We start from the raw sequence: 26,036 nt of genomic DNA on the forward strand, positions 1-26,036 counted from the left end.
TCCCGTTCTCTTCACTGTGCTCATCCCGTCAGATCCCCGCCTGGTCGGCCAGCTCCGTCGCCTTGTCCACCAGCGCGTCGATGCGCGCCGGCGTGGGCGTGCCGGCGGCCGCCTTGTTGCGCGGCTCGTCCAGCGCCCGGCGCATCACACCCTCTGCGATGGACGCGACCTTCCACAGCCCCAGCACGTGCCAGTACCGCAGCGCCGACTCGTCGCGGCCGGTGAGCCGCAGGTACTCGGCGGCCACCTCCTCGCGGGTGGGCGAGCCCGCCAGCGCGGTGGCGGTGAAATCGCCGCCGAAGTCCTCACCGGCCTCCGGCCAGTAGGCGAGCATGCTGCCGATGTCGGCCAGCGGCTCGCCGAGCGTGGACAGCTCCCAGTCCAGTGCTGCCACCACCTCGCCGCACGCGCGCGGGCCGCCCTCGCCAGGGGTGCCCGCGACGAGCACGTTGCGCAGGTGGAAGTCGCCGTGCACCAGCGTCACCTCCGTCTGCTCGGGGGCCGCGGCGATGAGCCGGCGGGTGAGCGCGTCGAACGCCGGCAGCTCGCGGGTCTTCGACTGCTCCCACTGGCCGGCCCACCGCTTGAGCTGCCGCGCCGCGTACGGCTTGCGGCCGGCGAGGTCGGCCAGGCCGGCCTCGTCCAGGTCGACGGCGTGGATGCGGGCGAGCACCGCCGGCATCGACAGCCCGATGGCGCGGCGGCGCTCCGGGGTGAGCCCCTCTGCCACGGACATCCGGTCCACCGCCAACCCGTCGACGTGCTCCATGAGCACCAGCGGGGCGTCGGCGACGGGGGTGCCGTCGACGACGGTGTCCGGACCGGCCACCCCGTGGATGACCGGCACCGGCACGTCGGTGTGCTCGAGTGCGCGGATGATCCGCGCCTCGCGGCCCACGTCGTGCGCCGACGCCAGCAGGTGCCCGAGCGGCGGACGGCGCAGCACCCAACGGCTCCCGGCATCGTCCTCGGCGAGGTAGGTGAGGTTGGACTGGCCCAGCCCGATCCGCGTGAGCCGCAGCGCGCCGTCCACCGGCTGCCCCAGGCTCCGCATCCAGGCCGCCACCGCCGCGATGTCGATCCCCGGCACACCCGCCGCGGCTTCCCGTTCCGTCGCCGACCGTGCGCTGTCAGTCACGGGCGCGCGCCTCCTCCCGGAATCCTGCGGGCGAACCCAGCCGCTGCCCGCCGTCGATCACGAGTTCCTCGCCGGTGATCCACTGCGCGGCATCGGATGCCAGGAACGTCACGGCTCCAGCCACGTCATCCGGTTCGCCGATGCGGTCCAGCGCCGTCGCCGCGGACACCGCCTGCTCGTGCTCCTTCCACAGCGCCTCGGCGAGCCGCGTGCGCACCACGCCGGGGCACACGCAGTTCACGCGCACCCGCGGCGAGAGCTCCAACGCCAGCTGCTTGGTCACGTGGATCAGCGCCGCCTTGGACGCGTTGTACATCCCGATGCCGGCCTCGTGGCCCATGCCGCCGATCGACGCCGTGTTGATCACCGACCCGCCGCGCTCGCGCATCGACGCGTCCATCACCAGCGACGTCCACAGGATCGGGGCCCACAGGTTGATGTCGAAGGTCTTGGCGAACCGGCCGTGGTCCTGCGCGATGAGCGGGCCGTAGGAGGGGTTGGTGCCCGCGTTGTTGACCAGGATGTCGATGCCGCCGAACATCTCCGCGGTGCGCTGCACGCACGCGCGCGCCTCGTCCTCGTGCGCCACGTGCGCGGCGATGCCGATGCGGCCGTGCCGGGGCCGGCGACCTGCGCCGCCGCCGCGTCGGCCGCGTCCTGGGTGCGCGCCGTGAGCACCACGTTCGCCCCCGCGGCGGCCAGATGCTGCGCCGTCGCGAGCCCGATGCCCCGCGAGGCGCCGGTGACCACCGCGGTGCGGCCGGAAAGATCCACTCCGGGGTGCGCCGTGCCCGCCATGATCAGCGGCCCCCGGCGTTGCGGTGCTTGCGCAGCTCCTGGCGGGCGATGGCCCGCTTGTGCACCTCGTCGGGGCCGTCGGCCAGCCGCAGCGTGCGCACGCCGGCCCAGGTGCGTGCCAGTGGGAAGTCGTCGGTGACGCCGCCCGCTCCGTGCACCTGCACCGCGCGGTCGAGCACCTTGAGCGCCATCTGCGGCGCCGCCACCTTGATGGCCGCGATCTCGGTGCGGGCCTCCTTGTTGCCCACCGTGTCCATCATGTCGGCGGCCTTGAGGGTGAGCAGGCGGACCATGTCGATCTCGATGCGGGCCTCGGCGATCCAGTCCTGGATGTTGGCGTTCTCGGCCACCGGCTTGCCGAAGGTGACGCGGCTGAGCGCCCGCTCGCACAGCAGATCCAGGGCACGCTCGGCCATGCCGACGACGCGCATGCAGTGGTGGATGCGGCCGGGCCCCAAGCGCGCCTGACTGATCGCGAAGCCCTCGCCCTCGCCCTTGAGGACGTCCTTGGCGGGCACGCGCACGTCCTGGAAGTCGATCTCGGCATGCCCCTCGCGGTCCTGGTACCCGTAGACGGGCAGCCCGCGCATGACGGTGACGCCGGGCGCGTCGATGGGGACCACCATCATCGACTGCTGACGGTGCGTCTCCGCCGACGGGTCGGTCTTGCCCATGACGATCATGACCTTGCAGTTCTTGTGCAGGGCGTTGGACGCGAACCACTTGCGGCCGTTGAGGACGTAGACCGCGTCGTCGCCCTCGCCCTCGCGCACCATCGACAGCGCGATGTTGGTGGCGTCCGAGCTGGCCACCGCCGGCTCGGTCATGGCGAACGCCGACGCCATGGTCCCCTCGAGCAGCGGCTTCAGGTACTTCTCTTTGTGCTCCTCGGTGCCGAAGAGCTCGAGCACCTCCATGTTGCCGGTGTCGGGGGCGTTGCAGTTGCAGGCTTCGGGGGCGATGTGCGGGCTGCGGCCCATGATCTCGGCGAGCGGCGCGTACTCGAGGTTGGTCAGCGCCACGCCGGACGACGGATGCGGGTGGAAGAGGTTCCACAGGCCCCGCCGGCGGGCCTCGGCCTTGAGCTCCTCCATGACCGGCGGCTGGAAGTGCGGGTCGCCGGATTCGCGCATCTGCTGCTCGTAGACGGACTCGGCCGGGTAGACGTGAGCGTCCATGAAGTCGAGCAGATCCTTGCGGAGCTGCTCGGTGCGTTCGGAGTATTCGAACATCGGGATCAGTGCTCCTGACTGGGTTGCGTTCTGGCTGTTGGGGGCCCGGCGGGGGATCCTCAGTACGGCAGCGGCGGCAGGGAGATCGCGCCGGCCGCGCGGGCGCCGCGCCCGGCCTCCGTGGCCGGGGTCTCGCCCTCGGGCCGCGGCGGCAGCGGCGGGAACCGGGGCGCGCGGCGCTCCAGGTGACTCGCCACCCCCTCCGTCGAATCGGTCGAGTGGAATGCCTGCAGCATCAGCGGTTCCGCGCGTGCGGCGGCCCCCGGGTAGGCGCCGTCGACATCGCGGCGCAGCTGCCGCTTGATCGCCGCCATCGAGCGCGGCGAGCAGTGCGCGGCGAGGTCGGCGGCATAGGCGACGGCGGCGTCGACCACTTCGGCTCCGGACTCGCCCGCCAGGTGGTCGACCAGCCCGATCCGCCAGGCCTCCTCGGCCTCCACCATGCGGGCCGAGAGCAGCAGGTCGGCCGCCCGGCTGCGCCCCACGAGGTCTGCGAGCATGACTGTGGTGCCGTACTCGGCGATGAGCCCGCGCCGCGCGAACGCCGTGGTGAACCGCGCCGTGCGCGCCGCGAACCGCACGTCGAAGTACAGCGCCTGCGCCAGCCCGAATCCGGCGACCGCACCGTTGATGGCGCCGATCAGCGGCTTGCGCAGGTGCCGGGCGGTGTCCCGCGCCCGCGGTGTGACGATGTCGTCGGCCGTGCGCTCGCCCGCGTTGCGGAGCCCGCCCAGGTCCGCACCGGAGCAGAAGCCGCGGCCGGCGCCCGTCACCACCACCGCCGCCACCGCAGGGTCCGCATCGGCGGCCTCGAGGAGGTCCAGGTAGCGGTCCTCCATCGCGTCGTTCCACGCGTTGAGCTTGTCGGGGCGGTTGAGGGTGAGGAGCAGGACGGCGCCGCGCTGCTCGGCGAGGACCGGAGCGTCCGGGGCCGACGCGTACACGTTCGCAAAACCGTCCAGACCCGTATCACCCTGGTCCGCCTGCGTTTTCGACGTCGCCATCACGCATCCACCTCCAGCAGCGAGCGCTGGTACCGCCGCATGCCGCGCAGCCATCGGTCGTAGTCGGCGCCCTTCTGCCGGTACATGTCCAGCACACCCGGGTGCGGCAGGATGAGGAACCGTTCGTCCTCGACGGCCGCCATGACGTCGGCGGCCACCACCTCCGGGGCGAGGACGTCGCCGGCGCTCGTCACGGCGCGCGTCGCGGCCTCGCCCAGGCGGTCACCGGAACGTTCGCCCGCACGCAGCAGCGGCGTTTCGACTCCCATAGGACACAGGCAGCTCACGCGGATGCCGCTGTCCCCATACGTGACCGAGAGCCATTCGGCGAAGGCCACTGCGGCGTGCTTGGTCACCGAGTATCCGGCCGAGCCGATCTGCGTGAGCAGGCCGGCCGCCGAGGCGGTGGACACGAAGCAGCCCTCGCCGCGCTCGGCCCACCCGGGCACCAACAGCTGCGCCGCGCGGATGTGCGCACGCAGGTTGACGTCCAGCACCGTGTCCCACTGCTGCTCGGTGAGGCCCAGGCCCGGGCCGCCGGTGATGCCCGCGTTGGCGAAGTACATGTCCACCGGGCCGAACTCGGCCTGCGCCCGGGCGATGAGGCGTTCGATCACCTCGGTGCGGGCGACATCGCCGCCCTCGGCCACGGCGGCGCCGGGGTGGTCCCCGTTGATCGCCGCGGCCGCACGCTCGGCCGCCGCCCCGTCGAGGTCCGCGACGACGACGCGCGCGCCGCGTGCCGCCAGCGCCTGCGCGACCGCGGAGCCGATGCCCCCGCCGCCGCCGGTGACGATCGCCGTCTTTCCAGGGATCTGCACGTTGCCCTTCCCTCCTCGGTCTCAACGATGCGCTCGCTGCGATCTGTCGCACGGTCGCTCGCCTGTCGTGATCGGCATTACATCGAAGTTTAGTTGAAGTCGACGTCAACTTCAATACTGCGATGCTGCGAGGTTGCGGTCACGAGCGCGCGAACCGGCGGCCGGACCGCGGATCAGGCCCGGCGCGGCTCCAGTCGCAGCGCATTCGCCCACACGCGCGTGAGCGTGTCGACCAGCATCGCGAAGTTGGCGTCCTCGGCAGCCTCACCGATTCCGGCCTCCCCGGCCGCGGTCGCCCCGTTCTCCCCGACGCCGGCGCCGTCGACCGATTCGAGCCCCTCGCCGAACCCGATGACGCTGTAGGCGACGCGGCTGACCATGCTCGACAGCGCCCGGGAGGTGAGCATGGGGTCGAGGGCCGCGTCAGCGAGCCCGCGGCGCTGCAGGTCGGCGATGTTGCGGGCGTTGCGGGCGATGAACACCTCGGCCCGCTGGCGCCGGTGCTCCCGGAAGTCGGCGTCGATGTTGGCGACCTGCTCCATGAGCACCATCAGCTCGGCGTTGCGCCGGTACGACTCGAGGTAGGCGCGGTTGCTCGCCTCGAGCACCGCGTACGGATCGTCGGGGTCCGCCACGCGCGCCATACCCGGGTGCAGCATGTCCTCCTGCGCCTCGTCGAGGACCGCCGTGAGGATCTCCTCCTTGCCGGCGAAGTAGGTGTAGAAGGTGCCCGTGGAGCACCGCGCCTCGCGGGTGATGTCGGTGAGCCGGGTATCCAGGTAGCCGGCCCGCTCGAAGACCACCCGCGCCGCCGTCACCAAGGCAGCCCGGGTGCGGGCGCCACGTTCGGTGACCGGTTTCCGGGCGCCCGCCGACGAGGGCCCGGCGGCGGTGCCGGTGCCCTTTCCCTGGGCCGGGCGGTCTGCGTGCAGCGAGCGATTGCCTACCATGCCCCGTTTATACTTGAACATGACGTCAATTCCAAGAACCGGCGGCGCGACGGGGGTCGGCCCTGGGCCCCGGTCAGGTGATGGTCACGCCGCCGTCGACGGGGATCGTCTGCCCCACCACGTATCCGGCCGCGTCCGACGCCAGCCACACCGCCGTGGCAGCGAGTTCCGCGGGATCGCCGATGCGGCCCAGGACGATCCGCTGATGCATCGCGTCGAGATAGCCGGGTGGATAGGTGTCGGTCATCTCGGATGCGAAGAACCCGGGGGCGATGGCGTTGACGCGGATGCCCTTGCGCCCGCCCCACTGTTGGGCCAGGTCGCGGGTGAGTCCGATGACGCCGGCCTTGCTCGCCGAGTACGCGGCCTGCGGCAGCCCTGCGGTGGTGAGGCCGAGCACGCTGGAAATGTTGACGATGGCGCTGCCCGGCTCCATCACCCGACCGCACGCCTGCGCCGCCCAGTACGAGCCGGACAGGTTGATGTCGACGACGCGCCGGAACTCCTCGGGCGTCTCCCGCGTCGCCGGGACGGCCGTGCCGACGCCCGCGTTGTTCACCAGCACGTCGACGCGGCCGAATTCCGCCATCGCCGCGTCCACCATCGCCCGGCAGGCGGCCGGGTCGGCGACGTCGGTGCCGACGCACAGCGCCGTGCGCCCCGCGGCGCGGACCAGTGCGGCGGTGTCCTCGAGCCGGTCGGCACGCCGGGCGGCGAGCACCACGTCGGCGCCCGCCTCGGCGAAGCCGCGCGCGAACGCGACGCCGAGGCCCGACGACGCGCCGGTGACGATGGCGACGCGCCCGTCGAGGCGGAACAGGTCCGGAACGGTCATGATCAGTGCTCCTCCGATGCGTACACGGGTGCGATTGTTGCCGAGCTCACAGTATCCGCTGCGGGAGCGTCACCAGCCTGCGGTCCCCGGCCGGACGACGCACCCGTGGCCGCTTTCACGCAGTCCCCCGTCACTGCCGGGAGAGCCACTCGGCCAGCGACTGCGCACGGTCGTCGGGCCGCCTGCGCGGACAGCTCACGCACTTGCCCTCGCCGGGCGCCTGGTAGATCAGGCAGCACGAGCAGCGCCGCACCACCCGTCGGGCACCGCCGGGCTCTTCGGACGCGGGAGCAGCGGAAAGCAGGGTGACGTCCCCTGCGGTGTTCGGCCCTTCCGCGCCCGGCCCCGGCGCGAGATCGACGTAGCGCGGCACCGGCATCGGCGTGGAGTCCGCCAGCTGAACCGCCAGCGTCCCGGCCTCGGCGATGCGCCCTGCCTCGCGTCCCGCGGCCAGCGCCTGGTTGGCCAGCGCGTCCGCGGCGATCGCCCACAGCGCGCGCTCAGAGGCCCCCGAGACGCGCGCGAGCGGAACGATCACCTGCTCCAGGGCCGGGCCCAACGCCCGCGCGTACGCATCGCCCCCCACCAGCAGGCGTCCGGCCCGCATCGAGGCGAGGTAGCCGTAGTCGGTGAGCGTGCAGGTCGCCCGGCGCGGGTCCGGGTCGGGCGCGACGCCCGACGCCAGCAGCATCGCCGGCGCCGCGGCGGTCATCGTCACGCTCGTCGAGTACCACCAGAGCGTGCCGGCCGTCCGATCGTCGGGACAGTCCCAGCGGCGCACCGTGTCGGTGACCCGGCGCGCCAGCCAGTCCGTGTCGCACAGCACCGCGCCGGGCAGCGCGTCGACATTCGCGGGGTCGCCGGCCCGCGGCGCGAAGCGGCCCATCAGCGAGGCGGCCGCGGCGTAGGCGGCGTCGAGCTCGGTGCCGGTCACAGCGAAGCCTCCTCGGGTGCATCCGCCAGCCCCCGCAGGTCGAGCAGCCGTCGCCCGCCACCGGCGCGCACGGCGCCGTCGACGCCGAACACTTCGGCGAGCAGCGCGGGCGTCAGCACGTCACCGGGCCGGCCGGACGCCCGCACCGTGCCGATGTCCAGCACCGTCAGCACGTCGCAGTACTCGACGGCCCAGCGCAGGTCGTGCAGCGTCACCACCACGGCCATGCCGTCGGCGGCACGTGCGCGCAACAGCTCGAGCACTGTGAGCTGATGGCGCAGGTCCAGGTGGTTGGTGGGCTCGTCGAGCAGCAGCACCCGCGGACGTTGGGCCAGGGCGCGCGCGATCGACACGCGCTGGCGCTCACCGCCGGAAAGGGCCGTGACGTCGCGGTCGGCGAATCCGGTCAGGCCCACCTGAGCGACCGCGTCGTCGACGATCCGCTCGTCCTCGCCATCCATTGGCTCGAGCCAGCCGCGAAGCGCGGTGCGCCCCAATCGCACCGATTCGCGCACCGTCAGCCCGCCCAGCGCGGGCGGCTCCTGGGTGCTCGCTCCGACGAGTCCGGCCAGCGCACGCCGGCGCATCCGCCGCACGTCCTCGCCTCCCACCAGCACCGCGCCCGCCGAGGGCTCGAGGGCCCGATAGCAGCAGCGCAGCAGCGTCGTCTTGCCACTGCCATTGGGCCCCACCAGGCCGTGCACCTCGCCCGGCGCCACCGTGATGCCCACACCGCGGAGCACGTCGGCGCCGCCGAGGCGGGCCGTCACTCCGAGCGCCGTGAGCAGCACGGGAGCGGTACCGTCCGCCGTCGCAGGAATCTCCGCTGAAGTCATCGCGCCCCTTCCCGCCGGCTGTATTGCCGCCACAGCATCGCCAGGAACACGGGTCCGCCGGCCATCGCCGTCACGACGCCTACCGGCAACTCGGTGGTGGGACTGACGGTGCGGGCCACCACGTCGGCGAGCACCAGAACCAGCGCCCCGCCCAACGCCGCCACGGGGACGAGGCGGACGGCGTTGCGCCCCACCAGGAACCCGGCGGCATGCGGCACGAGCAGCCCGACGAATCCGATCGCCCCCGACACCGACACGGCCGCCGCGGTGAGCAGCGACACCGCCAGCAGCACCAGCAACCGGAACCGCCGCACGTTCATGCCCAGCGCCGCCGCCCCGTCGTCGCCGGCATGCAGCAGGTTGAGCCACCGTCCGCTCGCCATCACGCCGCCGCCCACCAGGAGCACGGCCGCGGCAGGAACGGCGAGGGTGGCCCAGCGCGCGTCGCCGAACCCGCCCGCGAGCCAGCGCATGACACTGCCCAGCGTGTGATCGTCGCCCACCACCAGCACGAAGAACGTGATCAGCGCCGAGAACACCATCGACATCGCCACGCCCGCGAGGATCACCGCGGTGACATCGCGAGCCTTGGCGCTCACCGCGATCGTGCCGGCCAGCGGGAGCAGCGCCCCGGCGAACGCGGCGGCCGGCAGAGTGAAGGCGCCCAGCGCTCCCGCCCCCAATCCGGTGACGATCACCAGCACCACCCCGAATCCGGCGCCCGATGAGATGCCCAGCAGGTAGGGGTCGGCGAGCGCGTTGCGGGTGACCGCCTGCGCCACCACACCCGCCACGGCCAGTGCGGCCCCCACGCACGCGGCGGTGAGCGCGCGAGGCAGGCGCGAGTCGACGACGATCACCTCGCGCGCGGGCGTCCACCACGGCGCCCACGAGCCCGTCCACCAGGTCGACGGGGTGACGGCGTGCGCGACGATCGCCCACACGTCGCCGAACGGGATCGTCACCGAGCCCAGCGACACCGACGCGCCGAGCGCAGCCAGCAGCGCGGCGGCCAGCGCGAACCCGATCATCACGGCGCGGCGCGAGGCGCGGCGCCCAGGGCCGGGCACGTCGCGCGCGGAGACGACCACGGACTCCCGGTTCCGCCGCGGTCCGGCGGCCCGGCCTGTTGCGGCGGGTGCGGTCATGACGGCCCCCTCACCCGGCGTCCTTGAACGCCTCGGGGTGCAGGCCGCGGGCGATGGTGTCGGCGGCACGCACCATGCGGGGGCTCTCGAACATGTCGGCGAGGGGCACCACGACGAACCGGTCGTTCTGCACGGCCGGGGTGGTGGCCATGATCGGCTGGTTCTTGAGGAAGTCGATCTTCTGCTGCGCCGTCTGATCGCCGTAGTCGAAGACGACGATGGCCTCGGGCGCGCGCTCGCCCACCGTCTCCCAGCTGGTGGGGAAGTACGGCTTGGGGCTGTCGGGGGTGATGTTGCGGGCGCCCGCGTACTCTGCGATGACGCTGCCGACGCCGCGGGTTCCGATGGTCGTGGGTTGATCGGTGCCCGAGTCGTAGAAGAAGGTGCTCACCGGCGCCGCACCGCTCGCGTCGATGCGGTCGCGGATGCTGTCGAGGCCGGAGACGATGCCGTCGACCGTCTCCTTCGCCTGCTCGGGGGTACCGAGCACCTGGCCGAGCTGCGTGAAGTCGTTCCGCAGCACCTCGAGCCCGGTGAACCCGTCGCCACAGTACTCGGAGAACAGGAAGGTGGCGATGCCGGCGGCTTCCAGTGCGTCGCGGCCGCGCCCGTCCTTGTCGGCGAAGGCGCTTGTCATGCCACCCACCACCAGGTCGGGGTTCTGGTCGAGCACCTGCTCGGCGGTGGGGAACCGCCCGGAGAGCTGCGGGATGGCGTTATAGGCGTCGGCGATCTCGGGCGCAGGGGGCGAGTCGGGGTAGGCGGAGCCGACGATGCGGTCGCCGGGGCCCAGGGCGATGAGCGTCTCGGTGACGTGCCCGTTGAGCGTGATGATCCGCTGCGGCGGCGCATCGAACGTCTCCGTGCGGCCGCAGTTCTGCACGGACACCGGCTGCGCGAACGCGGTGGTGGCTGATCCAGAGGCAGGCGCGGCAGAGGTGTCGGCCATGCCGGAGCCGCGGGAGCAGCCGGCCAGCGGTGCCACGAGCATGAGTGCGGCCGCGGAGGCGGCGAGCAGGCTCCGGATGGAAGAACCGGTACGAGCTCCGGACCGGGTGCGAGGGAATCCTGGGCGGGCCAACCTCGGGCCTTTCGACGGGTGGCCCTGGGAGCGGTCGCGGCGCGACGCGGCGGCGCCGGGCGTGCGGGACGATCCCGGACGCGGCGCGACGTGCCCACCGGACCCCTGCCCGCAGACCACGGCGGCACATGGGATCGCAGCACGCAGGCGCGGGTGATCGGGCTCGCCGCCGGATGGCGGCCTACCGTTGCGGGTCAGCGCCGGACTCTCACCGGACTTCCCCCACGCAAGCGTGGATGATGCTGCCCGACATTATGCACAGGCATGGCGCGCGCGCCGGAGGCGGGACCGCTGCTTCCACGGCCACCTCGGCACGGATTCCGGTGACTGACATCGTCAGGTCTCCGCCCGGTCTCCCCGGCACGCTGAAGCTCGGTCGGTCACAACCACGCCGGGTCGAGGTCCACCGTGGTGCGGTCGCGACTGGCGAGCAGGTCGAACTGCGGGCCGGTGCGCGGCAGCTCGTAGCGGTAGAAGTAGCGGGCGGCCGCGCGTTTGCCCTCGTAGAAGGCGCCGTCCTTCCCGCCGGTCGCCAGCAGCTGTTCCAGCCACATCCACGCGATCACCACGTGCCCGGCCGCCTCCAGGTAGACCGACGAGTTCGCCAGCGCCACCTGCGCGGTGTCCTCGGCGCCGTCGCCGGCCCACAGCGTGCCGGTGACCTCGGTGAGCCGTCGCACTGCCGCCGACAGCTGCTCGGCGTGCCCGGCCGCAGCGCCGCCGGCCTCCCGGGCCCGCTCCGCGGTGGCCTCGATGGTCTGCGCCAGCAGCACCAGCCCGGCGCCGCCCTGCATGATCATCTTGCGCCCCAGCAGGTCCAGGCCCTGGATGCCGTGGGTGCCCTCGTGGATGGGGTTGAGCCGGTTGTCGCGGTAGTACTGCTCCACGTCGTAGTCGCGGGTGTACCCGTAGCCGCCGTGCACCTGAATGGCCAGGCTGTTCGCGTGCAGGCACCACTGGCTGGGCCAGCTCTTGGCGATGGGCGTGAGCACGTCCAGCAGCAGCGTGATGCGGGCGCGGGCCGCGTCGTCGTCCGCCGTCGTCTCCTCGTCGACGAGCTTCGAGCAGTACAGCCCCAGCGCCAGCGCGCCCTCGGCGTACGCCTTCTGCGCCAGCAGCATCCGGCGCACATCGGCGTGCTCCACCAGCGCCACCGGCGGCGTGGCCGGGTCCTTCTCGCCGGGCCGGCGGCCCTGGGTGCGGGTGCGCGCGTACTCCAGCGACGCCTGATAGCCGGCGTAGCCGAGGGAGATGGCGCCGAAGCCGACGCCGATGCGCGCCTCGTTCATCATGTGGAACATGCAGGCGAGGCCCTTGTTCTCCTCGCCCACCAGGTAGCCCACGGCGCCGGCCTTCCCGTCCACCGGATGCGTCCCGTCGCCGAAGGCCAGCAGCGTGTTGGTGGTGCCACGGTTGCCCATCTTGTGGTTGAGCCCCACCAGGGTGACGTCGTTGCGCCCGCCGAGTGCGGCCTCGCCGCCGCGCTCGGCCGCCGTGCGCACGCCGCCGTCCGGCACGTGCTTGGGCACGATGAACAGCGAGATCCCCTTGACGCCCGCGGGCGCACCCGGCACCTTGGCCAGCACCAAGTGCACGATGTTCTCGGTCAACTCGTGGTCGCCGCCGGAGATCCACATCTTGGTGCCGGTGATCCGGTATCGCCCCGGCTCCCCGCCGTCGTCCTTGACCGCCTTGGTGGTGACGTCGGCCAGCGACGAGCCGGCCTGCGGCTCCGACAGGCACATGGTGCCGAACCACCGCCCGGCGAGCATGGGCTGCACGAAGGTGTCCACCTGCGCCGGCGAGCCGTGCGCCGCAAGGAGGTTCGCGTTGGCAATGGTGAGGAACGGGTAGCCGGCCGTGGAGATGTTCGCCGCCTGGAACCACGCCATCGCCGCGCGGGCCACGACAACCGGCAGCTGCATCCCGCCCAGTTCCCCGTCGAAGGTCCCGGCGATGAGCCCGGCCTCGGAGAACGCGTCGAGCGCCTTCTTCACCTCGGGGATCATCTCGACGGTGCCGTCGGGCAGCATGTGCGGCTCATTCGCGTCGGACGCCTTGTTGTGGGGCGCGAACAGGCTCATCGCCAGGTCCTCGGACAGGTCCATGACGGCGTCGAACGTCTCGCGCGAATGTTCGGCGAAACGACTCCGGGCAGTGAGGGATTCGACGTCCAGCCACTCGTAGAGCAGGAAGGCGAGGTCTTCGCGGGACAGCGGGCGGGCGGGCGATCCGGTCATGGTTTCTCCAGGCGTGTCGGGCGGTCCGGGCGGGACTGTCAGGCGGCCGAGACTCTCAGGCCGCCGGGACGATGACGCTGACCATCTCGACCACGCATGCGGGCTTGTCGCCGCCCTCGCGCTCGACGGTCACCCGCGTCACCGCCTGGAACCCCTGGCCGGAGGGCTCCACCGCGAGCAGCTCCACGCCCGCCCGCACACGCGAGCCCGCGGGCACGGTGGACGGGAAGCGCAGCCGGTTGGCACCGTAGTTGATGCCCATCGCGATGCCCTCGACCGTGTAGACCTGCCATGCCAGCATGGGCACCAGGCTCAGCGTGAGGAACCCGTGCGCGATGGTGGTGCCGAAGGGCCCCTGCGCCGCCTTCTCCGGATCCACGTGGATCCACTGGTGATCGCCCGTGGCCTCGGCGAAGGTGTCGATCTGCTCCTGGGTGACCGTGTGCCAGCCGGAGTAGCCCAGGTGGGTGCCCGCCGCGGCCTGGAGCGCGGGGATGCCGTCGAAGACCCTCATGCCTTGGGCCCACCTGCCACGTAGAGCACCTGGCCGGAGACGTATCCGGCGCCCTCGCTCGCGAAGAACGACACCGCGTGCGCGATGTCCGCGGGCACGCCGGTGCGTGCCACCGGGATCTCGGTGGCCATGTGCGCCTTGAACTCGTCGAACGGCACCCCGATGCGCTCGGCCGTGGCCTGCGTCATCTCCGTCTCGATGAATCCGGGTGCGATCGCGTTGGCGGTGACGCCGAACTTGCCCAGCTCCAGCGCCAGCGTCTTGGTGAAGCCCTGCATGCCGGCCTTGGCCGCCGCGTAGTTGGCCTGGCCGCGGTTGCCCAGGGCCGAGGTGCTGGACAGGTTGACGATGCGCCCCCACCCGGCCCGGGTCATGTGCGCCTGCGCAGCCCGCGACATGAGGAACGCCCCGCGCAGGTGCACGCCCATCACCGCGTCCCAGTCGTCGACGCTCATCTTGAACAGCAGGTTGTCGCGGATGATGCCGGCGTTGTTCACCAGGATCGTCGGCGCGCCCAGCTCGGCGGCCACCCTGTCGACGGCGGCGGTGGCGGCGGCCTCGTCGGAGACGTCGGCCCCCACGGCCAGCGCGCGGCCGCCCGCGGATCCGATCCGCTCGACCACCGGGCGGCAGGCCTCCTCGTCCAGGTCGAGCACCGCGACGACGTGCCCGTCGGCCGCGAGCCGTTCGGCGACGCCGGCGCCGATGCCGCGCGCCGCGCCCGTGACGATGGCGATTCTGGAATCGTTCATGCAGATCCTCCTGTGGGGCCGCCCCCGCATCGAGATGCCGGATTGCAGGTTACTAAGCGCTTGCTTAGGCTTATCATGACGCATGACACGGCCCGCGTCAAGAGTCGACCGCACCACCGCGCCGGATGGGGAACCACAATGAACGACGACGAACACACCGGGGCCGCCGGACGGGAGGACGGCCCCGCACCGGCCAGTCCCGCACCCGACCGGGCCGCATCGACCCGCGACCGGCTCGCCGAGGCCGCCACCGCCGCGTTCGCGGAGAAGGGGTTCGCCGGCACCACCACCCGCGACATCGCGGCCGCCGCCGGCATGAGCCCTGCCGCGCTGTACGTGCATCACCGATCCAAGGAGGAGCTGCTCTACGTGATCTCCAGGGCGGGCCACCGGGAGGCGCTGCACACCGTGCGCTCGGCTGCGGCCTCCTCGGACGACCCCGCCACGGCCCTCCGCGCGCTGGTGCACGACTACGCCCTGCAGCACGCCCGCGGCAGCACCCGGGCGCGCATCGTCAACTACGAGCTCGGCGCCCTCACTCCCGAGCACTTCACCGAGATCCGCGCGCTGCGCCGGGACATCGAGCACGAGGTGCGCGCACTGGTGGAGCGGGGGATCGCCGCGGGGGTCTTCGACACGCCCGACCGCGACTTCGCCGCCCTGGCGCTGCTGTCGCTGGGCATCGACATCGCGCGGTGGTATCGCCCGCACGGCCGGTGGAGCCCGGAGGAGGTGGCCCGCGGCTACGCCGACATGGCGCTGCGCATCGTCGGCTGCGGCGCACATCATTCCGCGACCAGAAAGGACGAGGCGACGCGATGAGCGACCAGGCATCCCCTACGGGCGGCCGCGAGCTCCGCCTGAGCCCGCACGTCACGCAGCTGCGCGGGCCCCACGGCGGCAAGTACCCGGCCGGCAATCCGCTGCGGGTGACGGCGGGCGACACCACCGTCATCATCGACTCCACCTTCGGCACCGACGTCTCCGCGTGCGACCTGCTGTTGCTCAGCCACTACCACGAGGACCACGTCGTAGGCGCCGGCGTGCACCGCGGGCAGGTCGCCGTGCACGCACGCGACGCCGACGCCGTGCGCTCGTGGGACGGGTTCCGCGCGGCGCTCGGCGTGGAGCCGGGCGGCTGGGAGCACGACATGGTCGAGGAGTTCTCCTGGTCGGCGCTCCCGGACGCGTCCGCGTTCGGCGACGACGCCGTCTTCGAGGTGGGTGGCGGCGTGACGATCCGCGTCGTGCCGCTGCCCGGCCACGCCGCCGGGCACTGCGGGTTCATGATCGAGCCCGACGGGGTGCTGTACCTCGCGGACGTGGACATGTCGTCGTTCGGGCCCATGTACGGCGACGCCGGCTCCAGCCTGGCCGACACGCGCGCGACGCTCGCCGCGTGCGCCGCAATGGAGGCCGCGGTGTACGCGCCGTACCACCACAAGGGTCCGTACTCCGACCGCGACGAGTACCAGGCCGCCCTCGCCGCGCATTCCGCCGTGCTGGACCAGCGCGAGCGGCGGCTGCTGGACCTGGTGGCCCAGGGCCACGCCACGGCCGATGCGCTGGTGGGGCGCGGCGTGATCTTCCGGCCCGGGCCACGCCCCGTCTACGCCGACGCGGTGGAACGCACGATGTGCGCCGACCACCTGGCCGAGCTCACGCGCCGCGGAGTGCTGGGCGGGTAACGGGCACGCGCCGCCGCGGGCGCGCCCGCATCCGGGTAGTGACGCAGCTCTCACTACGCGCTATTGTTGAAGTTGTCGTCAACTTCAACTCGGCCCGCCGGCCGCGCCGTCGACGCGCTCCCGGGTCCGTCCTCCGAAAGGTGACCATGCCCAACGTCATCGACCCCGTCCGCCGCCACGCCGCGGACAGCCCGGACAAGACCGCCGTGCGCGAGGGCGCCACCGACTGGAGTTTCGGTCGGCTGTACGCGGCCGCCCTCGCCTACGGTGCGGCGCTGCGCCGCGACGGCATCACCACCGGCGACAGGGTCCTGCTGACCGCGCCCACCACACCGGAGTTCATCGTCGCCTACCTGGGCATCCAGGCCGTGGGCGCCATCGCGGTGCCGGTCAACACGATGTCCACGGCTGCCGAGGTGGAGTACTACCTGTCCGATTCTGGCGCGACGCTGGCCGTGGGCTGGCACGGGCTGGGCCCGGCCGTCGCCGACGGCGCCGGCACCGCGGGCGTGCCGTACCGGGCGCTGCCGTCGATGGACGCCGCCGCCGTGCACACTGCCACAAGCACGTATATCGACGTGGTGGACCGCGAAGCCGACGACACCTGCGCCATCCTCTACACCTCGGGCACCACCGGCCGTCCCAAGGGCGCCCAGATCACGGTGGACAACCTGCTGGCGGCGGGCGAGATCGGCGCACACGGCGCCCGCGGCGGGGCCGACGACCGCACCGGCACCGGGCTGCCGCTGTTCCACGTGTTCGGCCAGGCGTCGGTGATGATGGCGGCCTTCTGCGGCGGCGGCATGCTGTCGCTGCTGCCGCGCTTCGACCCGGTGGCGATGATCGAGATGCTGCGACGCGACAAGCTCACCATCATGTGCGGCGTGCCCACCATGTGGAACGCCATGCTGCACGCCGCCTCCGATGCCTCGCCCGCGGATTTCGCGAGCCTGCGCGTCGCCGTCTCCGGAGGGGCCTCACTGCCGGGCGAGGTGGCCCGGGCGTTCGAGGCGAAGTTCGGCTGCACCCTCCTCGAGGGCTACGGGCTCACCGAGACGGCCGCCATCGCCACGTTCAACGACATCGACAAGGGGGGCAAGATCGGTTCCGTCGGCGCGCCCATGACCCGCATGGCGGTGGAGATCCGCGACCCCATCGAGGGCCACGCGTGCCCGCCCGGCGAAGTGGGCGAGGTGTTCGTCCAGGGCCCCACCGTCACCACCGGCTACTGGAACCGCCCCGACGCAACAGAGGCCGCACTGCGCGACGGCTGGTTCCGCACCGGCGACCTGGGCGTGCTCGACGACGAGGGCGACCTGCGCATCGTCGACCGGCTCAAGGACCTCATCATCCGCGGCGGCTACAACGTGTACCCGGGCGAGGTGGAGGAGGTGCTCTACGCGCACCCCGACGTGGTGGAGGCGGCCGTGGTGGGCGTGCCCGACGACCACTACGGCGAGGAGGTCGCGGCGCTCATCGTCGTCCGCCCCGAATCCAGCGCCGACGCGGACGCGATCGACACCTGGTGCCGGGAGCGGCTGTCCGCCTACAAGGTTCCGCGGCTCGTCCGGTTCACCGACTCGCTGCCCAAGGGGGCCACGGGAAAGATCCTCAAACGCGCCATCGATCGCGCCGGGCTGCGGGGAGCAGACGCATGAGCGCCCTTTCCGCACACTGCACCGCCGGCGCTTCCCGGCAGGTGCGCCTCGCCGCACGGCCCCGTGGGCGCACGGACGGGGACACCTGGGAGATCACGACCGCCCCGGTGCCCGAGCCCGGCGACGGCGCGTTCGTCGTACGCACCGAGCTGATCTCCGTCGACCCGGCGATGCGCGGCTGGCTCGACGACGTCCGCTCCTACGTGCCGCCAGTCGGCGTCGGTGAGGTGATGCGCGCGCACGCCGTCGGCCGTGTCGTGACCTCGCGGCACCCGGACTACCCGGAGGGCTCCGTGGTGTCCGGGACGTTCGGGGTGTGCGAGCACGCGCTCGTCGGCCCGGGCGGCATCCCGCTGCGCGCCGCGGGCGTCGAGGTGGTCGACGAGTCCATCGCCCCCGCCTCGGTGTGGCTGGGGGCACTGGGGTTCCCCGGCAAAACCGCATACTTCGGGCTCACCGACGTGGCCCGCATGCGCCCCGGCGAGACGGTGCTGATCTCCGGCGCCGCCGGCGCGGTCGGGTCCACCGCGGTGCAGATCGCCAAGCTCCACGGGTGCCGCGTTGTCGGCGTCGCGGGCGGCCCGGACAAGTGCGCCTGGCTCACCGACGAGCTGGGCGCGGATGCCGCAGTCGACTACAAGGCCGGCTCCGTCGGCCGGGCGCTACGCGCCGCCGCGCCCGACGGCGTGGACGTGTACTTCGACAACGTCGGCGGTCCGCTACTGGACTCGGCGCTGGCACAGCTGCGCACCCACGCGCGCATCGCGTTGTGCGGGGCGATCTCCGGCTACAACGCCACCGAGCCGCAGCCCGGGCCGTCACGGTATCTGTCGCTGCTGGTCAATCGCGCGAGCATGCAGGGTTTCATCATCTTCGACTACGCCGACCGATTCCCCGAGGCCACCGCGGCGCTGTCCGCGTGGATCCGGCGCGGGCTGCTGGCCACGCCGACGCAGATCGTCGACGGGACGGTCGACGACTTCGGCGCCACGCTGAACAAGCTGTTCGACGGAGCCAACACCGGCAAGCTCATGCTGCGGATCGCCTGACCGCGGCCGCCGCCGAAAGGGGGTGGCTCCGTGCCGAACAGCGGGATCCTCACGCATGCGGCGGCGCAACGGCCGACAATGCGGACATGACCCACTACGCACCGCCGGCATCCGGCACTCCGACCGCAGACACGGTGTTCCTCGGCGGCACCGTGCACACCGTGGACGACGCGTTCTCCACGGCTGAGGCGGTGGCCGTCGCCGACGGCCGCATCCTGCGGGTGGGCACGCGCGCGGACGTCCTCGCGCTCGCGGGCCCGGACACCGAGACCGTCGAGCTGGACGGCGCCACCCTGCTGCCGGGATTCGTCGAAGCGCACGGGCACCCCACCGCCGAGATGGTGATGGCCGGGCCGGGCGCCGTGGACCTGCGCGCCGCGGTGTGCCCGTCGGCGGAGGCCGTGCTGACGCGACTGCGCGAGGCCGTCGCCGCCGCGCCGGAGGACGGGTGGGTCACCGCGTCGGGCTGGGATCCACTGCTCAACGACGACCTTCCCCCGCTGTCACGCGCGCTGCTCACCGAGCTGTCGCCGCGCATCCCCCTGTCGGTCATGCACTACTCGGGCCACGCCGCGTGGGCCAACGACGCCGCGATGGAACGGCTCGGCATCACCCGCGACACCCCCGACCCGGCCGGGTCGGTGTACGTGCGCGACGCGAACGGCGAGCCCACCGGCGAGGGCCGCGAGTTCCCCGCAGCAGGCATCATCATGGGCCCGGGCGCGCAGATCCCCGAGGGCACGTTCGGCGCCCGACTGCAGGCGGCGCTGGAGATCTCGGCCGCGGCGGGCGTGACGATGACCGGCGACCTGGCCTTCAGCCCCGACGCCGAGGCGGCCGTGCGCGCGTACTACGCCGCCGGCACCGCACCGGTGCGCATGCGCGCCTACGAGATCTCCGGCATCCGCGAGACGATCCCCCACTGCGACGAGGCCGACCCGTTCTTCCGCCCGGTGGGCGTGAAGATCTGGTCGGACGGCTCGCCGTGGATCGGCAACATCGCCACCAGCTTCGCCTACCACGCCGGGCACGCCACCGACGTCATCGGCGTGACGGAGGGGCATCGCGGCTGCGCCAACTACACAGCCGAGCAGCTGCTGGAGCTGTGCCGCCGGTACATGGGCCAGGGCTGGCAGATCGCCTGCCACGTGCACGGCGACGTCGCCGTCGACTCCGTGCTGGACGTGTACGAGACGGTGCAGGGCGAGAACCCGGGCACGGAGTTCCGGCTGCGCATGGAGCACTGCGGCAGCATCACCCCGGAGCAGGTGCGCAGGGCCGCAGGCCTGGGCGTGACCATCTCGTTCTTCCCCGCGCACATCTACTACTACGGCGAGGTGCTGCGCGAGTTCTTCGGCGAGCGCGCCGACGCGTGGGTGCCGGCCGGCGCGGCGGAGTCGTGCGGAATGCGGTTCTCGCTGCACAACGACCCGCCCGTCACCCCGGAGAGCCCGCTGCTCAACATGCAGACGGCGGTGGACCGGACCTCCCGCGGCGGCACCGTGCTGGGGGCGCAGTACGGGGTGTCGGTGCGCGAGGCGATCCGCGCGCAGACCATCCACGCGGCATGGCAGTTGCACTCCGACCATGAGGCCGGCTCGATCGAGCCGGGCAAGCTGGCCGACTTCGTGTTGCTCAGCGACGACCCGACGGCCGTGGACCCGAGCGCCCTCGGCGCCATCCGGGTGCTGGGGACCTGGATCGGCGGTCGGCGGGTGCCCGGCGCCCACGCCGCTACCGCGTGATACCGAACCGTTCGGCCAGTTGACGCTCGGTGTCCCGCGCCGAGGTGTGCAGCACGCCGACGATGCCCAGCCGCGCGGCGCCGTCGAGGTTCTGCTGCAGGTCGTCGATCATCACCGCCTGCTCCGGCGCGACGCCCAGCCGCTCGCACGCCACCTTGTACATCTTGCGGGACGGCTTGCGCACGCCGACGTCCGACGAGACCACCACCGCGTCGGCCAGCGCGTCCAGGTCGACGCCCGCGTAGGAGTCGCGGCCGAAGGCGTTGGACACCAGCGCCACCGGCAGCCCGGCCGACCGCAGGCCCATGACCAGGTCGGTCATCGCCTCGTCCGGCCGCAGCCGGGCCTTCATCCGCTCCTGCAGGCCGTCCGCGGCCACGTCCACGCCGTGCGCGCGCAGTCGTTCGGCGAACCCCTGCTCGAACTCGTCCGCGCCGATCAGGCCCCGTTCGTGTTCCGAGATCAGCCGCCTGGACGCCTCGTCGGTGGTGAGCAGCCGCACCGGGAGGTCCGGCTGCCCGTACTCCGCACCGAACGCCGCGAACGAGTCGAGCACGCTGGTGGTGAGCACGCCGCCGAAGTCGACGAACACGGCCGTCACCTGCGATGCCGATGAGCCGTCGGTCATGACTGTCCCTTCCCTCCCGGATCCGACTCCGGGATGCGCAGCGCGTTCACCCACAGCCGGCCGGCCGTGCGCACGATCTCGTCGAAATCCGCCCGCGGGTACTCGTCCAGTTCCACGTCCACCACGAAGTACGAGAACGCGACGCGGCTGATCATCCCGGACAGCGTGCGCGAGGCCAGGTCGGCGTCCACCTCCGGATCGGCGAGCCCGCGCGCCTGCAGATTGGCGATGGAGCGCGCGTTGCGGGCGACGAATGCCTCGGCGCGTTCATGCCGCAGCCGCCGGAACTCCGGCGAGATCCCGGCAACCTGCTCCATGAGCCCCATCAACTTGGCATTGCGCTGGTAGGCGATGAGGTAGGCGCGGGTGCTCGCCTCGATCACCGTCGCCGGGTCCGCGTCGTCCGGCACCCGCGGCGTGCCCGGATGCATCATCTCCTCCTTCGCCTGCTCGAGCACGGCGGAGAAGATCTGCTCCTTGCTGTCGAAATAGTTGTAGAAGGTGCCCGCCGAGCACTGCGCCTCGGTGGTGATGTCGATGAGCCGGGCGTCGAGGAAGCCCATGCGCTCGAACACGGCCCGCGCCGCCGCGACCAGCGCCGCGCGGGTGCGCAGGCCGCGCGCGCTCGTCGGCGGGGAGGGAAGGGCGAACAGCCGGGGTTCCACTGGGGCGGGCATGGCGTCCGTTATACCGGACCGCGCTCGCCGACCAGCGGAAACCCGCCGTATCGCGGTGGTCACGCGAGGGCCTCGCCGCCGACCCCGGCGCCCACGCCGCGCTGTGCGGGCACGGACTGCGCGGCGTCGATGCCGGGCACGGCCCGCGGATCCTCCCGCACCGCGGCCGGGTTGGTCTCCTTGAGAGCCACCGTGCACAGCAGCGTCACCAGGGCCATCGCCATGACGAACACGGCCACCAGCGTGGTGGAACCGGTGCCCGCGATGATCGCGGTCATGATCATCGGGGTGCCGCCGCTGATGGTGATGGCGGCCAGCTGGTAGGCCAGCGACATGCCCGAGTAGCGGATGCGCGGGGCGAAGATCTCCGACATGAACGCGGCGAGCGGGCCGTACGTCATCGACTGGAAGACCGCGCCCACCGTGACGGCGACCATGAACAGGGCCAGCGAGGCAGTGTCGACCAGCCAGAAGTAGGGGAACGCCCACACCATGATGCCGATGGCGCCGATGATGAGCAGCGGGCGCCGTCCGACCCGGTCCGATGCGCCGCCGGACCACAGGATCACCCCGGCGCCGATCACCGAGCTGACGAAGGCCATGGCCAGCAGCCCGTCGTAGTCCATCCCCAGTTCCGCGGTGGCGTAGCTGAGCACGCCCGCGATGGAGATGTAGAACAGCGAGTTGGTGGCGGCGAGCAGCCCGCAGCCCAGCAGGATCTTGCGCCAGTGGTGGCGGAGCACCTCGGCCAGCGGGGCCTTGGCGACGGCGTTGCCGGCGGCCTCGGCGGCCTTCGTGGCCTTGGCCTGCGCGGCGGCCTGCAGGTCGCGGAACTCGGGGGTGTCCTCCACCTTGGTCTGGATGTAGAGGACGACGGGGAACAGCAGCGCGCTCGCCAGGAACGGCACGCGCCAGCCCCAGGTGATGAAGGCGTCGTGCGACAGCGCCGCGGTGGCGCCCAGGAACACGAGGTTGCCGAGGATGACGCCGAATGGCACACCCATCTGGCCGAAGGTGCCGGCGAAGCCTTTGCGCTTGGGGTCGGCCGATTCGGTGAGCAGCAGGATGATGCCGCCCCACTGCCCGCCGCAGGCCATGCCCTGGATGAACCGCAGCGTCACCAGCAGTATCGGCGCGGCGATGCCGATCGCCGACGTGCTGGGCAGCAGGCCGATGAGGAACGTCGCGGCGCCCATGCCGATGAGACACACGACGACGGTGGGTTTGCGCCCGTACTTGTCGCCGAAGTGCCCGGCGATGACGCCGCCGAGCGGACGGGCGACGAACCCGGCCCAGAAGGTGCTGAACGACAGCAGCGTGCCCATCAGCGCCGACGCCTCGGGGAAGAACACGTGCGGGAACACCAGTGCCGCCGCCGTGCCGTAGAGGAAGAAGTCGTACCACTCGATCGAACTGCCGAAGAGCCCTGCCGCCAGCAGCTTCTTCTGCGCTCGTCCGCCGCCGTGCGCGCGGCCGGCCGTGTGATGGGTCATCAGATCACCTCTTGCCCGGATTCACGGGTCGCGGCCGACACACGCGGTACCGGCCGCGACCCACAGGTTGAAGTTGACTCCATCTTCAAATTGAAGTCCGCTTCAGCTTGCTCGGGAAACCGTGTGATGTCAATCACTACTCAGAGGTAATGTGCAGCGGATCTCGCGTCGTGACGCAGATTCCGCGCTACCCGCCCCGCAGCGCGCGGCGCAGGATCTTGCCGGTGACGGTCTTCGGCAGCTCATCGCGGATCTCGACGGCGCGCGGCACCTTGTAGGCAGCCATCCGCTCGCGGCAGAAGGCGATGAGCCCGTCCTCGTCCGCCTCAGCGCTGGACTTGAGCGAGACGACGGCCTTCACCGTCTCACCCCGGTACCGGTCGACGGCGCCGACCACCGCGGCCTCGCGCACCGCCGGGTGGGCGTACAGCACGTCCTCGACCTCCCGCGGCCACACCTTGAACCCCGACGCGTTGATCTGGTCCTTCTTGCGGTCGACGATGTAGAACCAGCCGTCCGCGTCCATCAGTCCGACGTCGCCCGTGTGGAACCGGCCGCCCGGCATGGCGCGCAACGTCTCGTCCGGCTTGTTCCAGTACCCGGCGCACACCTGCGGGCCGGCGATGACGATCTCGCCCACCTCGCCGACCGGCAGCACCGCGTCGTCGTCGCCGACCACCTCCGCGACCGTGTCCGCCACGGGCGTGCCGATGGACACCGCGCCCGAATCCGGGTCCACGGGGGCCGTTGCGCCGAACGGCACCGTGATGGCGGGACTGTTGGTCTCGGTCAGCCCGTAGCCGTTGTGGATGTAGTGGCCGAACTTGTCGCCGAACGCCGCCAGCGCCCCCTCCGGCACCGGCGCGCCCCCGGAGAACACCGACCGCAGGCTCGCCAGGTGCTCCCGGGTCACCTCCGCGGCGTCCGTCCAGGCGATGAACACCGTGATGGCCCCGATGATCCGCGTCGCCCCGTGCTCCCGGATGGCCTCGGCGGCGGTGACAGGATGGAAGCGGCATGTGAGCACCGCCGGGCAGCGCGTGAGCATCGGCGCCGCGATGTGCCCGATGAGCCCGGTGATGTGGAACAGCGGCGCCACGGCGAACATGCCGCCGCCGGCGGCCATTCCCACACTGTCCCGGTAGACCTGCGCGGTGAAGACCACGTTGGCGTGCGTGCTCATCGACCCCTTGGGCGGGCCCGTGGTGCCCGAGGTGTAGGGCAGGTAGGCGAGGTCGTCCGGCCCCAGGTCCACCGGCTCCGGCCGCCGCCCGCGATACCGCTCGATCGTCTCGAGCAGGTCGCCCGTGCCGATGCCGCGCCGACGCTCGGAGGAAGCGAAGATCCGCGGGTCGTAGCGGGTCTGCAGGTCGAGTTCGCTGGTGGTGAGGACGGTCCGCACGTCCGTGTCCGCCGCCGCGGCGACCAGCTCCTCGGCCACCGACTCCAGGCACACGGCCGCCGCGGCGCCGCTGTCGGCGAGGATCTCGTGCAGCTCGCGCCGCTTGTACATCGGGTTGATCGGCACGGGGACGGCGCCGATCTTCCACGCCGCGAGCACCACGGGAAAGTACTGCGGGATGTTCTGCAGCACCACGGCCACCCGGTCGCCCTTGGCCAGTCCGTGCTCCGACAGCGCGACGGCCAGCGCGTCGGACATCCCGTCCACCTCGGCGAAGGTCAGCGTCGTGTCGAAGTACCTGACCAGCGGCACGCCCGGGGCAGCCGCTGCGGAGGCGCGGAACATCGCGAGCGCGGTGGGGAACTCGTTCGGCAGAGTCCGGCCGTCGTGGGCCCCGGACCGGCTCATGGTCTGCGCGGCCATCACGCGGCCTCGAAGTAGCGGCGCGGGTTGTCCACCATCATGGTGGTGATCTGCGCATCGGTGACGCCCCGGTCGCGCAGCGCGGGCAGCACGTCGTCGCTGATGTGCGTGAAGTTCCACTTCGGCACGGCGGCACGCTTGGCATTCTCCTCGAACCAGTCGATGAAGCAGGCCGCATCGTGCGCGAGCACCATCTTCTCCGCGTAGCCGCGGCGGCACAGCTCGGCCACCGTCGCCACCCGCTCTTCGAAGGGCAGCAGCACGTCCAGCCCGAAGCGGTCCATGCCCAGATACGATCCGGCGTCGGCGATGCGGCACAGGTAGTCCAGGTCGGTGGAGTCGCCGGAGTGCCCGACGACGACCTTCGCCAGGTCGGCCCCCTCCTCCTTGAGCACCCGCTGCGCGACCAGCCCGGACCCCGAGTGCGGGTGGGTGTGCACGGTGATCGGCACACCGGTCTCGGCGTGCGCCTGGCCCACCGCGCGCATCACCCGCTCGACGCCGGGGGTGAGGCCCTGCTCTTCGATGGCGCACTTGAGGAACGCCGCCTTGACCGACGTGCCCGCGATGCCCTCGCGGATGTCCTGGACGAACAGCTCCACCATCGGCTCCGGCTGGTCGAAAAGCAGCCCAGGGCCGGTGTAGTGGAACTGAAAAGGCACTTCGTTGTATGTGTAGACGCCGGTGGCGGGCACGATGTTGATGTCCACCTGCTCGTTGATCCGCTGGATGCGGGGCAGGTAGCGGCCCAGGCCGATCACCGTCGGGTCGACGATCGTGTCGATCCCGCGCGCCTTGCATTCGCGCAGCTGGGCGACGGCGTCGGCGATGCGCGCCTCCTCATCCCAGCTGTTGGGGAAGTCCGGATAGTTCTGCTGCATCTCGGTGTTCAGCACGAACACGTGCTCGTGCATGAGGACGTGGCCGAGCTGCCCGCTCTCGACCGGTCCGCGGACGGTTTCCACTGGTGACATCGCACGCTCCCTTGCA

Annotated in this window: 23 protein-coding genes, 1 pseudogene and 1 riboswitch; of the genes and pseudogenes, 5 read left to right on the plus strand and 19 right to left on the minus strand. The window is 72.0% G+C overall.

Features of this window, described 5'->3' with window-relative positions; translation table 11 throughout:
- Window positions 1-28: 28 nt before the first annotated feature.
- From H4F70_RS19285 to H4F70_RS19350, 14 genes and pseudogenes are all read right to left on the minus strand, one after another.
- Entirely contained in the window at window positions 29-1,054 is a 1,026-nt protein-coding gene (locus tag H4F70_RS19285; protein ID WP_182360546.1) for a phosphotransferase family protein, read from the minus strand.
- A gap of 76 nt (window positions 1,055-1,130) precedes the next feature.
- Window positions 1,131-1,936 (minus strand): annotated as a pseudogene (locus tag H4F70_RS19290) (SDR family oxidoreductase).
- Between the two features lie 2 nt (window positions 1,937-1,938).
- Window positions 1,939-3,168, minus strand: a complete 1,230-nt coding sequence (locus H4F70_RS19295) for an acyl-CoA dehydrogenase family protein (protein WP_276521009.1) — start codon at window positions 3,166-3,168, stop codon at window positions 1,939-1,941.
- A gap of 59 nt (window positions 3,169-3,227) precedes the next feature.
- Window positions 3,228-4,172, minus strand: coding sequence for an enoyl-CoA hydratase-related protein (locus tag H4F70_RS19300; RefSeq protein ID WP_182358399.1), 945 nt, complete (start codon window positions 4,170-4,172; stop codon window positions 3,228-3,230).
- Entirely contained in the window at window positions 4,172-4,993 is an 822-nt protein-coding gene (locus H4F70_RS19305) for an SDR family NAD(P)-dependent oxidoreductase (protein WP_182348474.1), read from the minus strand. The genes H4F70_RS19300 and H4F70_RS19305 overlap by 1 nt, the downstream gene beginning before the upstream one ends.
- Before the next feature lie 173 nt (window positions 4,994-5,166).
- The gene (locus H4F70_RS19310) at window positions 5,167-5,943 is read right to left on the minus strand and encodes a TetR/AcrR family transcriptional regulator (protein WP_182358400.1); all 777 of its coding nucleotides are present in this window, start codon (window positions 5,941-5,943) and stop codon (window positions 5,167-5,169) included.
- A gap of 73 nt (window positions 5,944-6,016) precedes the next feature.
- The gene (locus H4F70_RS19315) at window positions 6,017-6,778 is read right to left on the minus strand and encodes an SDR family NAD(P)-dependent oxidoreductase (RefSeq protein WP_182358401.1); all 762 of its coding nucleotides are present in this window, start codon (window positions 6,776-6,778) and stop codon (window positions 6,017-6,019) included.
- A 130-nt stretch (window positions 6,779-6,908) separates the two neighbouring features.
- Window positions 6,909-7,712, minus strand: a complete 804-nt coding sequence (locus tag H4F70_RS19320) for a (2Fe-2S)-binding protein (protein WP_182358402.1) — start codon at window positions 7,710-7,712, stop codon at window positions 6,909-6,911.
- Window positions 7,709-8,548: an ABC transporter ATP-binding protein gene (locus H4F70_RS19325; RefSeq protein WP_182358403.1), complete on the minus strand. Its 840-nt coding sequence runs from the start codon at window positions 8,546-8,548 to the stop codon at window positions 7,709-7,711. Before H4F70_RS19325 ends, H4F70_RS19320 begins: the two co-directional genes overlap by 4 nt.
- A complete protein-coding gene (locus tag H4F70_RS19330) occupies window positions 8,545-9,639 on the minus strand; it encodes a FecCD family ABC transporter permease (RefSeq protein WP_372497616.1) in 1,095 nt (364 codons plus the stop codon). Before H4F70_RS19330 ends, H4F70_RS19325 begins: the two co-directional genes overlap by 4 nt.
- A 67-nt stretch (window positions 9,640-9,706) precedes the next feature.
- Window positions 9,707-10,687, minus strand: coding sequence for an ABC transporter substrate-binding protein (locus H4F70_RS19335; protein WP_182358404.1), 981 nt, complete (start codon window positions 10,685-10,687; stop codon window positions 9,707-9,709).
- 221 nt (window positions 10,688-10,908) lie between these two features.
- Window positions 10,909-11,022: riboswitch (cobalamin riboswitch) on the minus strand.
- Window positions 11,023-11,157: 135 nt separating this feature from the next.
- Entirely contained in the window at window positions 11,158-13,017 is a 1,860-nt protein-coding gene (locus H4F70_RS19340) for an acyl-CoA dehydrogenase (protein WP_182358405.1), read from the minus strand.
- Between the two features lie 55 nt (window positions 13,018-13,072).
- Complete coding sequence (locus H4F70_RS19345) at window positions 13,073-13,531, minus strand: MaoC family dehydratase (protein ID WP_182358406.1); 459 nt, start codon at window positions 13,529-13,531, stop codon at window positions 13,073-13,075.
- On the minus strand, window positions 13,528-14,283 hold the full coding sequence (locus H4F70_RS19350; RefSeq protein ID WP_182358407.1) for an SDR family oxidoreductase: 756 nt from the start codon (window positions 14,281-14,283) through the stop codon (window positions 13,528-13,530). Before H4F70_RS19350 ends, H4F70_RS19345 begins: the two co-directional genes overlap by 4 nt.
- 138 nt (window positions 14,284-14,421) lie before the next feature.
- On the opposite strand from H4F70_RS19350, the gene H4F70_RS19355 reads away from it, so the two are divergent.
- The 5 genes from H4F70_RS19355 to H4F70_RS19375 all read left to right on the plus strand — a co-directional run bounded on the left by H4F70_RS19355 (window position 14,422) and on the right by H4F70_RS19375 (window position 20,423).
- Window positions 14,422-15,105, plus strand: a complete 684-nt coding sequence (locus tag H4F70_RS19355) for a TetR-type transcription factor C-terminal domain-containing protein (RefSeq protein WP_182358408.1) — start codon at window positions 14,422-14,424, stop codon at window positions 15,103-15,105.
- Window positions 15,102-15,971 (plus strand): MBL fold metallo-hydrolase, encoded by an 870-nt coding sequence (locus tag H4F70_RS19360; protein WP_182358409.1) that lies wholly within the window; start codon window positions 15,102-15,104, stop codon window positions 15,969-15,971. The genes H4F70_RS19355 and H4F70_RS19360 overlap by 4 nt, the downstream gene beginning before the upstream one ends.
- A gap of 146 nt (window positions 15,972-16,117) precedes the next feature.
- A complete protein-coding gene (locus H4F70_RS19365) occupies window positions 16,118-17,629 on the plus strand; it encodes an AMP-binding protein (protein WP_182358410.1) in 1,512 nt (503 codons plus the stop codon).
- Entirely contained in the window at window positions 17,626-18,678 is a 1,053-nt protein-coding gene (locus tag H4F70_RS19370; protein WP_182358411.1) for an NADP-dependent oxidoreductase, read from the plus strand. Before H4F70_RS19365 ends, H4F70_RS19370 begins: the two co-directional genes overlap by 4 nt.
- Before the next feature lie 86 nt (window positions 18,679-18,764).
- On the plus strand, window positions 18,765-20,423 hold the full coding sequence (locus H4F70_RS19375) for an amidohydrolase (protein WP_182358412.1): 1,659 nt from the start codon (window positions 18,765-18,767) through the stop codon (window positions 20,421-20,423).
- Here the strand turns inward: H4F70_RS19375 and H4F70_RS19380 are convergent.
- The 5 genes from H4F70_RS19380 to H4F70_RS19400 form a co-directional block, all read right to left on the minus strand.
- Complete coding sequence (locus H4F70_RS19380) at window positions 20,413-21,051, minus strand: HAD family hydrolase (protein WP_182358413.1); 639 nt, start codon at window positions 21,049-21,051, stop codon at window positions 20,413-20,415. The two genes, H4F70_RS19375 and H4F70_RS19380, sit on opposite strands and share 11 nt — an antisense overlap.
- Window positions 21,048-21,728: a TetR/AcrR family transcriptional regulator gene (locus tag H4F70_RS19385; RefSeq protein WP_182358414.1), complete on the minus strand. Its 681-nt coding sequence runs from the start codon at window positions 21,726-21,728 to the stop codon at window positions 21,048-21,050. The genes H4F70_RS19380 and H4F70_RS19385 overlap by 4 nt, the downstream gene beginning before the upstream one ends.
- Before the next feature lie 59 nt (window positions 21,729-21,787).
- Window positions 21,788-23,221 (minus strand): MFS transporter, encoded by a 1,434-nt coding sequence (locus tag H4F70_RS19390; RefSeq protein WP_182358415.1) that lies wholly within the window; start codon window positions 23,219-23,221, stop codon window positions 21,788-21,790.
- Window positions 23,222-23,408: 187 nt separating this feature from the next.
- Window positions 23,409-25,046 carry an AMP-binding protein gene (locus H4F70_RS19395; RefSeq protein ID WP_182358416.1) on the minus strand — a complete coding sequence of 546 codons (1,638 nt, stop codon included), beginning with the start codon at window positions 25,044-25,046 and terminating at the stop codon, window positions 23,409-23,411.
- Window positions 25,046-26,020, minus strand: coding sequence for a phosphotriesterase family protein (locus H4F70_RS19400; RefSeq protein ID WP_182358417.1), 975 nt, complete (start codon window positions 26,018-26,020; stop codon window positions 25,046-25,048). Before H4F70_RS19400 ends, H4F70_RS19395 begins: the two co-directional genes overlap by 1 nt.
- Window positions 26,021-26,036 lie beyond the last annotated feature (16 nt).

The sequence above is a fragment of the Tomitella gaofuii genome (genome assembly GCF_014126825.1).
Taxonomy (GTDB): domain Bacteria; phylum Actinomycetota; class Actinomycetes; order Mycobacteriales; family Mycobacteriaceae; genus Tomitella; species Tomitella gaofuii.

Bases quoted from the DNA above. Each gene is read 5' to 3' on its own strand.
- H4F70_RS19340 (WP_182358405.1), bottom strand. From the start codon at position 13,017: ATGACCGGATCGCCCGCCCGCCCGCTGTCCCGCGAAGACCTCGCCTTC.
- H4F70_RS19350 (WP_182358407.1), bottom strand. From the start codon at position 14,283: ATGAACGATTCCAGAATCGCCATCGTCACGGGCGCGGCGCGCGGCATC.
- H4F70_RS19300 (WP_182358399.1), bottom strand. From the start codon at position 4,172: ATGGCGACGTCGAAAACGCAGGCGGACCAGGGTGATACGGGTCTGGAC.
- H4F70_RS19385 (WP_182358414.1), bottom strand. From the start codon at position 21,728: ATGCCCGCCCCAGTGGAACCCCGGCTGTTCGCCCTTCCCTCCCCGCCG.
- H4F70_RS19295 (WP_276521009.1), bottom strand. From the start codon at position 3,168: ATGTTCGAATACTCCGAACGCACCGAGCAGCTCCGCAAGGATCTGCTC.
- H4F70_RS19345 (WP_182358406.1), bottom strand. From the start codon at position 13,531: ATGAGGGTCTTCGACGGCATCCCCGCGCTCCAGGCCGCGGCGGGCACC.
- H4F70_RS19400 (WP_182358417.1), bottom strand. From the start codon at position 26,020: ATGTCACCAGTGGAAACCGTCCGCGGACCGGTCGAGAGCGGGCAGCTC.
- H4F70_RS19395 (WP_182358416.1), bottom strand. From the start codon at position 25,046: ATGGCCGCGCAGACCATGAGCCGGTCCGGGGCCCACGACGGCCGGACT.
- H4F70_RS19390 (WP_182358415.1), bottom strand. From the start codon at position 23,221: ATGACCCATCACACGGCCGGCCGCGCGCACGGCGGCGGACGAGCGCAG.
- H4F70_RS19380 (WP_182358413.1), bottom strand. From the start codon at position 21,051: ATGACCGACGGCTCATCGGCATCGCAGGTGACGGCCGTGTTCGTCGAC.
- H4F70_RS19285 (WP_182360546.1), bottom strand. From the start codon at position 1,054: ATGCGGAGCCTGGGGCAGCCGGTGGACGGCGCGCTGCGGCTCACGCGG.
- H4F70_RS19315 (WP_182358401.1), bottom strand. From the start codon at position 6,778: ATGACCGTTCCGGACCTGTTCCGCCTCGACGGGCGCGTCGCCATCGTC.
- H4F70_RS19325 (WP_182358403.1), bottom strand. From the start codon at position 8,548: ATGACTTCAGCGGAGATTCCTGCGACGGCGGACGGTACCGCTCCCGTG.
- H4F70_RS19375 (WP_182358412.1), top strand. From the start codon at position 18,765: ATGACCCACTACGCACCGCCGGCATCCGGCACTCCGACCGCAGACACG.
- H4F70_RS19365 (WP_182358410.1), top strand. From the start codon at position 16,118: ATGCCCAACGTCATCGACCCCGTCCGCCGCCACGCCGCGGACAGCCCG.
- H4F70_RS19355 (WP_182358408.1), top strand. From the start codon at position 14,422: ATGAACGACGACGAACACACCGGGGCCGCCGGACGGGAGGACGGCCCC.
- H4F70_RS19335 (WP_182358404.1), bottom strand. From the start codon at position 10,687: ATGCTCGTGGCACCGCTGGCCGGCTGCTCCCGCGGCTCCGGCATGGCC.
- H4F70_RS19310 (WP_182358400.1), bottom strand. From the start codon at position 5,943: ATGGTAGGCAATCGCTCGCTGCACGCAGACCGCCCGGCCCAGGGAAAG.
- H4F70_RS19370 (WP_182358411.1), top strand. From the start codon at position 17,626: ATGAGCGCCCTTTCCGCACACTGCACCGCCGGCGCTTCCCGGCAGGTG.
- H4F70_RS19360 (WP_182358409.1), top strand. From the start codon at position 15,102: ATGAGCGACCAGGCATCCCCTACGGGCGGCCGCGAGCTCCGCCTGAGC.